This window comes from Pandoraea sp. NPDC090278 (assembly GCF_044772185.1).
Classification (GTDB): Bacteria; Pseudomonadota; Gammaproteobacteria; order Burkholderiales; family Burkholderiaceae; genus Pandoraea.
Map to the genome: position 1 here is coordinate 188,131 of NZ_JBIVYJ010000006.1, position 12,575 is coordinate 200,705.

The window sequence follows — 12,575 nt, forward strand, 5'->3', positions numbered from 1 at the left end:
CGGGCCTGTCGTCCCATTCCCTATATTTTGGAAAACTTCTTACTGATCGTCGCTGCGATCCTGCTGGTGTTGCTCAACGGCTTCTTCGTGGCGGCGGAATTCGGCCTCGTCAAACTGCGCCAGACGCGCGTTCATGTCATTGCCCGCCAGAGAGGTTGGCGCGGCCGTATCCTGGCCAAGGTCCACGGCCATCTCGATACTTACCTTTCTGCGTGTCAGCTCGGTATCACGCTCGCTTCGCTCGGCCTGGGCTGGATCGGCGAACCCGCGTTTGCCCGCATTCTCACCCCGCTGTTCGAACTGGTCGGCGTCAGCTCTCCCGAACTGATCCACGCGCTCGCGTTCTTCATCGCGTTCTTCACGATCTCGTATCTGCACATCGTCGTGGGTGAACTCGCGCCGAAGTCGATGGCACTGCGCATGCCCGAAGCCGTGTCCGTGTGGACGGCCGCGCCGCTGTACGCCTTCTACTGGCTGATGTACCCGGCCATCTGGGTGCTCAACCACAGTGCCAACCGCCTGTTGCGCTGGACCGGCCTCGATCCGGCACACGGCACCGACGCCAATTACTCGGCCGACGAAATCAAGCTGATCATGCGTCGCGGCGCGTCGAGCGAAAAACTCTCGCGCGACGACTGGAATGTGGTCGCCTACGCTATCGATTTCAGCGACCTGTCGGTGTCCGACCTGATGCGTCCGATGAGTGAAGTCGCGGCCTTCCGTCGTAACGCCACGTTCGTGGAGAACATGGACACAGCCTATCGCCATCGCTACAGCCGCTATCCGTTCTTCGACAACGACGGCGAAACCGTCCTCGGCGTGGTCCACCTGAAGGATCTGTTCCTGGCCGAGCATCATGGCCAGTCCATCGAGGATCTGGGCAGCATGGCGCGTCCGGTCGAGCGCGTGAAGCCCGACATGCCCGCCCGCGAGCTGTTCAGCCGCTTCCGTCGGGGTGCGCCGCACTTTGCCATCGTGGGATGGCCGGACCAGAAACCCATCGGCTTCCTCACGCTGGACAACCTGCTCTCTGCGCTGGTCGGCAAGATTCGGGACGAATTCCGTCAGACGGAAGACGACTGGACCCGCATGGAAGACGGCACGCTCATCGGGCGCGGCAGCTTGCCGATCCTGACGCTGGAGCGCGCGCTCGGCCTGGATATTCCAAGCGAGCACGCCGAATCGGTGGGCGGGCTCATCATGAACGCGCTGGGTTATCTGCCCCGCGAGGGCCAGAAGGTCGACTTCGAAGGCTTCTCCGTGGTCGTGAAGAAGATGCAAGGGCCGCGTATCGTGCTCGTGCGCATCTACCCGGACGGCGTGCGCGAAGCGCGCGGGGAACCCCCTGATGTGGCGGTGCAACAACGCGAGCATTGACCCCGATTGATCCCCGTCAGGTCGCTTGCCAGAATACCCACTATGCGTAACAGGCCCATCAGAGGCAACCACAAGGGTTACGCATGTTGGCGCGGGCATGGCAGGACACTAGTTCGTCAAAACAAAGCCAGGGGAGGCGATGATGGACGACACGGGGAAAATGTCTCTCGACGCGTTGATCGGCACTTGCTACGACGGGGTGCTCGACGAAGCGCGTTGGGATCAGGCATTGCGCGAATTCAACCGGTGGGCCGGTGGCATCGGCTTCCATTCCGTCACATGGGATCGCGCGCGTCACTGTGCGACGCGCGATTCCAACTCGCTTGACGCCTCCCCCGACCTCATTCGCGAGTTCGTCGAAAAGCTCGCACCGACCGATCCGCGCGTGGCGCTCATGCTGCAACAGCCGGTCGGTCACGCCATGCGCTGTCACCATCACCTGAGCGATCGTTATGTGGCCCGTAGCGAGCTGTTCAACGACTTTCTGATCCCTCACGGCGTGCGTTACACATACGGCATGCATCTCGACGGCGCCGATGGCACCAGCGAGCTGCTGGCGGTATTCCGTGCGCCCGACCATGTGCCCTTCGAAGACGCCGACGACGCCCCCGAGCTGGAAATTCTGACGAAGCACATCGCGCGGGCGGCACGTCTGCGGGCGGGCACGCGTCACTTGCAGGCGCAGGCGGCCATCGGCATGGCGGTGCTCGACCATCTGGACATGGCCATCGTCATTACGGACGAGACGGGGCATGCGCACTATCTGAACGTCGCCGCGCATCAACGTCTCGCCGCTACGCGCAACGTGTGCATTCGCGGCGGGAAGTTCACCGCCGTGCTGCCCAACGATGAGCAAGCCGTGCGGCGTCTCATTACTCATGCGACCGCGCCGATGCCGGTCGCGGGCAGCCATCGTCTGCAAGGCGACAATCAGCAACACTGGGTCGTGACGGTGCTACCGCTGCGCGAGTCGCATGCCTGCGCTGCGCCGTGGGAAAAGCCGATGGCGATGCTGACGATCGGTGAGCTCGACCGGCGCGTCACGCTCGGTCCCTACACGCTCAAGGTGCTATTCGGTCTGTCACCGACGGAAGCGCGTCTCGCACAAGCCCTCGCCGAGGGCCGCGAGTTGACGCAATACGCGCAGGACGCCAACGTCGCCATCAACACGGCGCGCACGCAGTTGCGTCACATCTTCGACAAAACGGGATGCCGCCGTCAGACGGATTTGCTCCGTTTGTTGCATGCCATTCCGGCGCTACGGATTCATGCGCCGGGGTGATTTCGGGGCAATCGGAAACGGGCAACGCGCTGAACGAATAGCGAGGATGCAAAAAGGGCGACCGAAAGGCCGCCCTTTTTTAACGTCGGATGACGTCGCCGCTTTCGCCGAAGCCTTTAGCCCCGCGCAAACGCCTTGCGATTGAGTTCGAGTTGCGTGATCAGCTTTTGCAGACGCGACTCGGCCGTGCGCGACAGTGCGATGAAGCGGCAGCCGATGTGATACTCGATGTCCTTGGCCAGCGGCACGGCACGCACCGCGCAGACTTCCAGGTCGACCTGCACGGTCCCGTAGTCGCGCAGCTCGATCTCGACGTGCATCAGCATCGATCCCTTGGGGATCTCGGCAGCGGCTTCGGCCTTCGTGCGCAGCCCCACGCCCCCCAGCGACAGATCGAACACCGCGAGGCGCATCGGCGTGTCTTCCGGGAATTTGACCGTGCACTGATACGGATCGAGAATCGGCGTCTTCACGCGGAAATAGTCGCGGCGCTGCAAGCGCACGAGGGTTTCCGGATACGACGAATAGAACGCGGGATAGCCTTCGTACTCGCGCTCCTCCACGTCGCCGATGGGGAAATGCACCTGAATACCCTCGGGCACCCCAACGAACAACGCGCGCTTGTTGGCGAGCAGTGCCCGGTTTTCCGTCTCGATGCCGCCCCAGTCGAAATAGAAACCGCGCGCTTGCGGTTCGACCTTGAGGAGTCGCGTGACGAGCTGGCGCTGGCCGTTCGCGAAGTACACCGTCATGAAATCGCCGCGGGTCGCCAGATGACGCAGCACGCCGCCGATCTCCAGCGGGTTGCTGATGCGATACGAGTCATGCAGTTGAGACTCTTCGTCCGTGGGCGCCGGTGTCACCTGCGGTTCTGTCGTTTCCATACCTGATCTTCTATTTGTCCCCGTGACGGTGCGCGCGCAACCACGCCCACCGTACGTAATAAACCCGTCTCATGCATCTGGTCATGAGCGTTAACGGTCACTGGCCGGAAATATTGAGTGTCCCCGGCGCACGAGCCTACCGCTCCCCGTGCCGTGCGCCACACTCGGGCCATTCCACGCCCTTTCCTTACCTTTCCTGAGCTGCGCCGCAGATCAGCGATGCACTGCGGCCATCAACGCGCCGAAGCCCATGAACACCCCGCCGCTGATGCGGTTGAATGCCTTGAGCACGCGCGCTTCACGCAGATACGGTGCAATGCGCAACCCGCCCGTGGCGTAGACCATGTACCAGCTCATCTCGATGACGGCGAACGTGCCGAGCAGGATCGAGAATTGCGGCAGCTTGGCGGCCGTCGGATCGATGAACTGCGGCAGGAATGCCGCCGCGAAAAGAATAGCTTTGGGGTTGCTGGCCGCGACGAGGAAGCCCGACTTGAACAGCTTGCCGAAGCTCGAATCGGCGACCAGCGCCGGCGTTGCGAGTTTGGCGGCTTCGTCCTGAGCGTTCACCGGCGAGCGCCAGCTCTTGTAACCGAGGTAGACGAGATAGGCCGCGCCCACATAGCGCAGCGTGTCGAACAGCATCGGCCAGGCTTTGAGCACAGCGCCCAGACCTGCGGCGGAAATCGACATCATCGCGATGAGCGCCGTCATGCAGCCGGCCATCGTGCCTAGCGATGCGCGCAGGCCGTGGCGTGCGCCATGCGTCATGACGAGCAACATGTTCGGGCCCGGCGTGGCGGAGACGAAAAAAACGGTGACTACGTATAGCCACCACGTTTGCAGGCTCATGATTGCCCCGGAAAAATGCTTACGCGAATTCGATCAGGCATTGTAGCGTCGAACCGTGACGGTGGCATCGTTCGCGTGCACGTCTCATGCGAATCTGCGGAATCTCGGCCAAACGCACGACGGCGTGCCGAAAAACAAACAGGCCCGATGACTTTCGTCATCGGGCCTGTCGGTCGCGGGATACAGCGCCGCCCGAAGGCTAGCGCAGCATCACGTGAAGCGAATCAGCCTTAAACCGGCTTGATGTTCGCAGCTTGCTTGCCCTTCGGGCCAGTCTTGACCTCGAACGACACTTTTTGGTTCTCTTGCAGCGACTTGAAGCCGTCCACCTTCACTTCGGAGAAGTGAGCGAACAGGTCTTCACCACCGTTGTCCGGGGTAATAAAGCCGAAGCCCTTTGCGTCGTTGAACCACTTAACGGTACCGGTTTCCATGTTTTTTCCTAATAAAACAATAGCCTGAGGTCGGAATTGACCTCGTGAAGCGCTGACAATCAAGGGAAAATGAAGGACTAGAAACCAGCGAGAAGCAGGAAAACTACGTCTGACAACAACTTCGCGGCTTGACAATCTGCAAGCTGTTTTATACGCGGTGGACCGATGCTTGTCAACCGGGAAAATGCCGTAAAAAGAGTAACAATTTCCGCAATTAGCGGGGAATTTGGGCACTGTTTGAATGTCCGACCGGCAATCGCTGCCCGTACAATAAGCGTTTTGTCCCGCGCCCATGCCGTTGTCGCCCGTTTGGCCCGTGTTTTGTGCTGTGTGAAACCGTTTTCCGACGTTTTTCCCCTACTGTGCACATTCCAGCGAAAGTTGGCCGGCCACCGCGTTTCGCGACCGTCAGCGGGCCTCCACCCTCAAGTTTTTTTCAACCTGCCCACGGATGGAGCCTATTCGCCTCGCGCGATCCCCGCGATCGCAACCTGAAATTCGCATGTCCGGCCAGCCGCGATGGCTTGCCCGCTGCCGTACCCACCTGATCAGTCTGGCCGTTTGCGCCACGCTCGCCGCCTGCGCCGGGACGCCTAACTATGGCCCCGTGCCCGCCGGGAGCTATCGAGTGCAGTCCGGCGACACGCTGTACGGCATCGCCCGCGCCAACAACACCAGCACCGCCAATCTGGTGAGCTGGAACGGTCTGGCCGACGCCGACAAGATCGAAGTCGGTCAGGTGTTGCGCGTCGTGCCACCGCCCGGATCGTCGAGTGCTCCGGTGGCCGTCGCGTCGTCCGGCGGCAGTGCGTCGTCGGGTGCGGCACGTCCTCGTCCACAGGCCAAGCCTGCACCGAAGCCCGCGCCGACACCCGCCGCGCCGCGTACGGCGACGAACAAAATTCCGATGACGTGGCCAGCAACCGGCAAAATCCTCGCCAACTACAACGGCAGCAGCAATAAGGGCATCGACATCGGCGGCCAGGCGGGCGATCCGATTTACGCCGCTGCAGCGGGCAAGGTCGTGTATGCGGGCAACGGACTGCGCGGCTACGGCAATCTCGTGATGGTTCAGCATGAAAACGGCTACCTCACGGCCTACGCCCACAACCGCGCGCTGCGTGTGAAGGAAGGGGCGTCGGTCAGCAAGGGGCAGCAGATTGCAGAGATGGGCGACACCGACTCGCATGGCGTCGTGAAGCTGCACTTCGAGGTGCGTCAGAAAGGCACGCCGTTCAATCCAAACGACTTCCTACCGCCGCGCTGATCTGGTCAGCGGTATTTGCAGCACCCATGAAAAAACGGCAAGGCGCGATGCCTTGCCGTTTTTTTATCTCGCAGCCTTGCGTGTAACACTCAGGCGGAAGCGAGGAACCCCTGCGACAACCCGTTGGCTCGTGCGTCACACCATTCGGGATGCGCGCGAGGATCGGTCCACACCAGCAGATGAAGCGCCGCCAGTGCGCGCGGATCGTTGAGCAACTCCCACTTCTGCGTGTTCGTGAGTTTGGTCGGGCCGCGCAGCAGCGCCGTCTCGACTCGGCCCGCGCGCAAGGCGTCGCGCTTCGCATCGTCCAGTGTCGGCTTGACGCTCGACGCCACCAGCGCGTTGGCCATCGGGTCGACTACGGCGTCCACGAAGTCCACATGCTTACCCGCCTCGCTCGTGTACTTCTCAGTCATGCGCAGTTCCTTCGGCGGCCACGACTCTTCCGGAATCAGGAACAGGCGCGCACGCTTGAGACCGCGCCCCAGCGACACACGGCTGGAGAAGACCGACACCGGAATCGAAATCATCATTGAGCCGACAATCGGCATCAGCCACCAGATGAAGTCCGGGTTGAGCCAGTAGACGACCCCGCCCCACGCCATGCCGATCACCGTTTGCAATCCGTGACGGCGAATCGCTTCGCCCCAATGCGTCTCGGCATCTTCTCGCGGCGGCGACTTCCACTGAATGGCGATGCCCGTGAGCGCCGCGAGCACGAATTGCGTATGGAACAGCATGCGTACTGGTGCGAGCACCGCAGAGAACACCATCTCGATGAACATGCTGACGGTCACCGCGAAGGCACCACCAAAGCGCTTCGCCCCTTTCACCCAGATCAGCAACACCGCCAGGATCTTGGGCAGGAAAAGCAGCGTCGCCGTCGCGGAGAACAACGCCAGCGCGCGCTCCGGATGCCATTCCGGCCACACGGGGAACAACTGGCGCGGTGCTGTGAAGTACTCCGGCACCACGAGCGTGTGCTTGGCCAACATGCACGTGGAGAGAATCAGGAAGATGAACCACAGCGGCGCGGACACATACGCCATCGCGCCGGTGACGAACACCGCACGATGCACCGGATGCATGCCCTCCGCGAGGAACAACCGGAAGTTCATCAGGTTGCCCTGACACCAGCGACGGTCGCGCTTGAGTTCGTCGAGCAGGTTCGGCGGCATTTCCTCGTAGCTGCCAGGCAGATCGTAGGCAATCCAAACGCCCCAACCCGCGCGTCGCATGAGCGCGGCTTCCACGAAGTCGTGCGAGAGAATCGCGCCGGACATTGCGCCCTTGCCCGGCAGCGGCGCAAGCGCGCAATGCTCCATGAACGGCTTGAGGCGGATGATCGCGTTGTGGCCCCAGTAGTGCGATTCACCGAGTTGCCAGTAGTGCAGCCCGGCGGTGAAGAGCGGGCCATAGACGCGCCCCGCGAACTGTTGCAAACGCGCGTAGAACGTTTCGCGGCCTGCAGCGAGCGGTGCGGTCTGAATCAGGCCCGCGCTCGGATGCGCCTCCATCATGCGCACGAGCTTGGTCAGGCATTCGCCACTCATCACGCTATCCGCGTCGAGCACGATCATGTAGCGATAGTCGCTGCCCCAGCGACGGCAGAAGTCGTCGAGGTTGCCGCTCTTGCGCTTCACGCGACGCTGACGCCGACGATAGAAGATGCGTCCGAAGCCACCGACTTCGCGGCACAGCGCCTGCCAGGCGTCGACTTCGGCGGTGCAGTTATCGGCCTCGTTGGAGTCCGACAGGATGAAGAAGTCGAAGCGTTCGAGCGAGTCGGTCTTGGCCAGCGACTCGTAGGTCGCACGCAAACCGGCGAACACGCGGCCGACGTCTTCGTTACAGATCGGCATGACAATGGCCGTGCGCGCATCGGGCTCGATGGGCGCGTCGCCTGCCGCCATCTTCGAGATCATGTGACGCTCGCCACCGAACAGCAGGACGAAGAAGCCGAAGATGGCCGTCCAGAAGCCCGCCGAGACCCAGCCGAAGAGCAGCACGAACAGCACGAGCACCGAGAACTCCAGCGGATCGGCGCCGTGATACGGCAATACCGAGGCCATGAAGTGCGTGGCAAGCGCCGTCTGCGCGATCATCAGCGCGAGCAGCATCCAGCGACGACGGCGTCCCGCCTGCGACCAGCGTCCCTTGGGATCGGGTGCGTCGCGCACGAGCGGATCGGGGTCTTTGCGGCCGATGAGCTTGCGCCACAGCCGCGCGAGCGGATTGAGCGACCAAGGACGTGGAATGAGCGACGTACGGCGCACCGGCGGCGCGACACGCAACGTCTGCACGCCACGCACTTCGTTCAAGCCGGCGGCAGCGGCAAGTGAGCCGCCTTCCGTGAGCGAGAGCCGCACGGGTTGCGACGCGAGCACTGCGTCGCTGTCGGACTCGATCTCGGCAAGATCGTGGGCGTGCCAAGCCGCCGTCGCCACCGTTGTGGTGGCGCCGTCGGTCTGACCGGCGGCGTCGGTGGCCTCTGAAAGATCGGAAGCCGTCGCAGACGTGTCGGTCGTATCGGTTGCCTCGCCTGCGATGTTCGAACCGCGCGCAGCCAGCAAGCGCTGCAGACGGGTCAGAACGTCGAGCGAATCGCCACCGTCACGCGTCGCTTGTGCGAGCAGCGCACGACGTTTTTCGGCGGGCAGGGGCAACCGGTCGACGTAAAGTTCGTCGACCGGAATGTCGGAGCGGTCGCTCACTCGGGGGGTAACAGGTAGCTCCACGTTTCGGATAGGGTGTTACTGCCGTTGCGCAGGTAAGCGCGCATTTCGACGGGTTTCTCGGAATCGAGGCGGCGCATGCGAAGCATGACGCGATAGCCTCCCGTGACGTCATTGCGCTGCGTCTGCACTTCAAGGATCTTGCCGTTGCCGTCGATGGACACATTGCCGTCGACCTTGGCATCGTCCGGCAGCTTCTTGAGCCCCGGGCCTTCGAAGTCGAGCGCGAAGAGCAGACTGTCGTCTGGTTTTCCCCGGTAGCCGTGTCCCCGGCGGCTTTGCGTCACCCACGCCAAAGGCGGGCGCTTATCGTTATCTTTTTGCCACGAGAGCCGGTATTCAAGCGACAGCGGCTGCTTGGGCTTGGGCGGCGCATCGGGCACCCAGTAGGCGACGATGTTGTCGTTCGTTTCGTCCGGCGTGGGAATCTGGACCAACTCTACGCGGCCTTGTCCCCATTTTCCCTTCGGTTCGACCCAGGCGCTCGGACGTAATTCATAGTGGTCTTCAAGGTCCTGATAGTTGTTGAAGTCGCGATCGCGTTGCACCAGCCCGAAACCGCCGGGGTTGGACAGCGAGAACGACGACACCAGCAGGCGCTTGGGATTGACGAGCGGACGCCAGATCCATTCGCCCGTACCGGACTGGATGGACAGGCCGTCGGAGTCATGCACTTCGGGGCGATAGTCGGGCACGGGGGCCTGCTGGTTCTCGCCGAAGAAGAACATGCTGGTCAGCGGAGCGATGCCCAGTTTGGTGACGTTTTCGCGCAGGTACAGTTCGGATTTGACGTCGACGGTCGTGTCGACGCCGGGGCGCAACGTGAAGCGGTACGCACCGGTCGCACGCGGCGAGTCGAGCAACGCGTAGATGATCAGCTCTTTCGCACCGGGTGCGGGACGCTGAATCCAGAACTCGGTGAAGCGCGGAAACTCTTCGCCGGAGTTCAGCGCGGTATCGAGCGCGAGGCCACGCGCCGACAAGCCGTAGGTCTGGTTCTTACCCAGCGCGCGGAAGTAACTCGCGCCGAGGAAGACCATGACTTCGTCTTTGTACTTGGGCGTGTTGACCGGGAAGTGAATACGGAAGCCCGCGAAGCCGAGGCCGCGCAGTTGTTTGGGGTCGACCTTGAGTGCGCCGAAATCGAACATGTCGGGGCTGTAGCGCACTTCGCGCACGCTGTTGCCGATCAGTTCGTTGATTTTGACGGGACGGTCGTAGTACGAACCCTCGTGGAAGAACATCAGCTCGAACGGCAGCTTCTGCGCACGCCACAGCGCCTTCTCAGGCTTGAAGCGAATGTTGCGATAGCGGTCGTAGGTCAGATTCTGAAGCTCTTTCGGGAGGTTCGGATCCTTGGGCTTATAGCGATTGTTCGCCAGCGTACGCGCTTGTTTGGCGACGTCGTCGAACGAGAAAGCATGCGCCGCGCCCGAGATGAGCGCACAGACGCTGAGTACGCCGGCAATCGCCAGGCGCAGGGCACGGTGGGAAGTCTTGCGGGGAACCGCGTTGAGCAGGAATTCCATCGGCAGTGGGGAATGGCATGTAACGCGCGTGCTGGCCACAGCCAGCGTGCGCCGAACGCGCAATTTTACCCGTTCATTCACCGATTGACTAAAGATGCATCGGCAAAACCTTCGAAGCGGGTACTCACATTACCCCAATCGTCTGCTGTGACGGTGCTTCCGGCGCGTCACAAATTTGTGACTTTTTGTGACCGGGCGGCGAAATGAAAGGATTTCACTCCCTTCGCCCCTTCATTCCTGACCGTTTTCCGTCATTTTTTGGCCATTCCCGCGCCATTTTCATGGCATTCGGGGCGGAATCGCCCGGAAACCGCTCCCGTCACCCGACGTGGCATCAGCGACTCGCCATTGCCAGCAATCCGCCCAACGTCATTAGCGCGCCGCCGATGGTCCGTCTCACAAGATGCTGCCGCCGCACCATCGCCTCGCGCATCCATCCCGCCGAGAATCCCAGCGCCACAAGGCTGAACCACGCCCAATGCGCAAACGACATGAACGCCCCGTACGCCAGGCCGAGTGCCCAGCCCGTGCCCGGATGAACGACCTGCGTGAAGGTACTCACCACGAACAAGGTGGTCTTCGGATTCAATGCGTTAGTGAAAAAGCCGGTGCGGAACGCCTGGAAGGCCTCGCGCCAGCGGGTGGGGGCTGCATTGCCCGCTTCCGGTGACGCGGATGCTCCACTCTCCTGCGTGACGTCCACGACCGGCGACCGGTCGCGCAACGTCCGCCATCCGATGTACACCAGATACGCGGCGCCAATCCACTTGATCACGGTGAACAACCACGGCACTTGCACGATCAACAACCCCACCCCCACTAGCGTGTACGCCACGTGCACCTGCACGCCCGCCGCAATCCCCAATGCCGCCCATAACCCCGCCCGCCGCCCATGACGCCAGCTCGCTCGCGTCACCATCGCAAAATCCGCGCCCGGACTGATCACCGCCAAGACCGTGATCGTCATTACTGCTATCAGCTCTTGCATGACTTTCTTTCACCCTTCCTGTTTGTGCCCGATCTTCCCGTTCCGTACTCGACCCCGCAGGGGACCAGGGCCCTATTCCGCCCCTCAGACACAGACCCAACTCGGTTCAGAACAGGGCCCTAATCCCCCGCTCATCGCACCTTTTACGTCTACGTTCTTATTTTTCCCATCCGTACTGTCGCTTCTCAGGCTGCATTTTCGCTATTTCCGCCTCTCCGGAAAAACGATCTATTTGCCCGCCTATCCGTGATAATTTCTCACGTATGACGCGATCTCCACACCGCCCCCTTTCTCGCCCCCTTCCCCTGAACGCCCTTCAGGTCTTCGACGTCGCCGCCACCGAACTCAGCTTCGCCCGCGCCGCCGACCGACTCTTCGTCACGCACGGCGCCGTCAGCCGACAAATCCGAACCCTCGAACTCGCCCTCGGCCTCCCCCTCTTCGAACGCCGTAACCGCGCCGTCTTCCTGACCACCGCAGGCGAAAAGCTCCACGCCACCACCCGGCAGATGTTCGAGCAACTCGCCACCACGGTCGCCTCGCTACATCCCCCCTCTCCCTCGGACACGCTCGTCGTCTCCTGCGAACCGACCCTCGCAATGCGATGGCTGATCCCCCGCCTCGCCGCCTTCTCACAAGCGCACCCCGGCATCTCGCTCCACCTCCACTCCGCCGGTGGCCCCCTCGACTTCGAAAGCGCCGGTGTCGACGTCGCCATTCGACGCAACGACTTCTTCTGGGGACATTCGCTCATCGCTGAGCCGCTCGCCGACGAATGGATCGGCCCCGTCGGTCTCCCTTCGGCCTTCGACTCGCTTCCGATTTCGTACCTCCACACGCGCACGCGTCCGCACGCCTGGCAGGACTGGCAGCGCGCCATGCGCGCCGCACCGTCGCCCGAACGCGCGCAACGCTTCGAGACGAGCACCAACCCGGCAACGCCGCCGTTCGAACACTTTTATCTGAGTCTGCAAGCCGCTGGCGCAGGCCTCGGGGCCGCCATCGGATCGGTCTACATGGTGTGCGACGAACTGAACGCCGGACGCCTCGTCGCCCCCGCTAGCTTCATCCGCGATGGCTCAGGCTACGTCGCACTCTCCCGCGAACCGTTCGCCGACAATCCGGCGAAGGCAACACTGCTGAACTGGCTGCGCACGGCACTGGCGGAATCCGCATCGCCCTGGATCGCGAACGCGCAGTGACAAGAGGGAAGGTAAAGCGTGAGGA

General features: G+C 62.4%; 10 protein-coding genes and 1 pseudogene. 5 read left to right on the plus strand and 6 right to left on the minus strand.

Going from position 1 to position 12,575, the window contains the following annotated elements; all coding sequences use genetic code 11:
• The first annotated feature begins 27 nt into the window (after nt 1-27).
• Both ACIQWO_RS21485 and ACIQWO_RS21490 read left to right on the plus strand, forming a co-directional pair.
• Nucleotides 28-1,377, plus strand: coding sequence for a hemolysin family protein (locus ACIQWO_RS21485; RefSeq protein ID WP_402828710.1), 1,350 nt, complete (start codon nt 28-30; stop codon nt 1,375-1,377).
• Nucleotides 1,378-1,537: 160 nt separating this feature from the next.
• Complete coding sequence (locus ACIQWO_RS21490) at nt 1,538-2,659, plus strand: helix-turn-helix transcriptional regulator (RefSeq protein WP_402828712.1); 1,122 nt, start codon at nt 1,538-1,540, stop codon at nt 2,657-2,659.
• Nucleotides 2,660-2,775: 116 nt separating this feature from the next.
• Here the strand turns inward: ACIQWO_RS21490 and ACIQWO_RS21495 are convergent, their stop codons facing one another.
• From ACIQWO_RS21495 to ACIQWO_RS21505, 3 genes are all read right to left on the minus strand, one after another.
• Nucleotides 2,776-3,543, minus strand: a complete 768-nt coding sequence (locus ACIQWO_RS21495) for a flagellar brake protein (RefSeq protein ID WP_150576097.1) — start codon at nt 3,541-3,543, stop codon at nt 2,776-2,778.
• A 213-nt stretch (nt 3,544-3,756) separates the two neighbouring features.
• Nucleotides 3,757-4,395 carry a LysE family translocator gene (locus ACIQWO_RS21500; protein WP_039401294.1) on the minus strand — a complete coding sequence of 213 codons (639 nt, stop codon included), beginning with the start codon at nt 4,393-4,395 and terminating at the stop codon, nt 3,757-3,759.
• A 230-nt stretch (nt 4,396-4,625) separates the two neighbouring features.
• Nucleotides 4,626-4,829: a cold-shock protein gene (locus tag ACIQWO_RS21505; RefSeq protein WP_039392958.1), complete on the minus strand. Its 204-nt coding sequence runs from the start codon at nt 4,827-4,829 to the stop codon at nt 4,626-4,628.
• A 502-nt stretch (nt 4,830-5,331) separates the two neighbouring features.
• Between ACIQWO_RS21505 and ACIQWO_RS21510 the strand changes: the two genes are divergently transcribed.
• Nucleotides 5,332-6,096, plus strand: coding sequence for a peptidoglycan DD-metalloendopeptidase family protein (locus ACIQWO_RS21510; RefSeq protein WP_402828716.1), 765 nt, complete (start codon nt 5,332-5,334; stop codon nt 6,094-6,096).
• Between the two features lie 89 nt (nt 6,097-6,185).
• Here the strand turns inward: ACIQWO_RS21510 and mdoH are convergent, their stop codons facing one another.
• From mdoH to ACIQWO_RS21525, 3 genes are all read right to left on the minus strand, one after another.
• Nucleotides 6,186-8,810 (minus strand): glucans biosynthesis glucosyltransferase MdoH, encoded by a 2,625-nt coding sequence (gene mdoH, locus ACIQWO_RS21515; protein WP_402828718.1) that lies wholly within the window; start codon nt 8,808-8,810, stop codon nt 6,186-6,188.
• On the minus strand, nt 8,807-10,360 hold the full coding sequence (locus ACIQWO_RS21520) for a glucan biosynthesis protein G (protein ID WP_402828720.1): 1,554 nt from the start codon (nt 10,358-10,360) through the stop codon (nt 8,807-8,809). The genes mdoH and ACIQWO_RS21520 overlap by 4 nt, the downstream gene beginning before the upstream one ends.
• 334 nt (nt 10,361-10,694) lie before the next feature.
• Nucleotides 10,695-11,348, minus strand: coding sequence for a LysE family translocator (locus tag ACIQWO_RS21525; RefSeq protein ID WP_402828722.1), 654 nt, complete (start codon nt 11,346-11,348; stop codon nt 10,695-10,697).
• A gap of 263 nt (nt 11,349-11,611) precedes the next feature.
• Between ACIQWO_RS21525 and ACIQWO_RS21530 the strand changes: the two are divergent.
• Both ACIQWO_RS21530 and ACIQWO_RS21535 read left to right on the plus strand, forming a co-directional pair.
• A pseudogene (locus ACIQWO_RS21530) lies at nt 11,612-11,773 on the plus strand (LysR family transcriptional regulator); the annotation flags it as partial.
• An 84-nt stretch (nt 11,774-11,857) separates the two neighbouring features.
• On the plus strand, nt 11,858-12,550 hold the full coding sequence (locus ACIQWO_RS21535; protein WP_402829196.1) for a LysR substrate-binding domain-containing protein: 693 nt from the start codon (nt 11,858-11,860) through the stop codon (nt 12,548-12,550).
• Nucleotides 12,551-12,575: the final 25 nt, after the last annotated feature.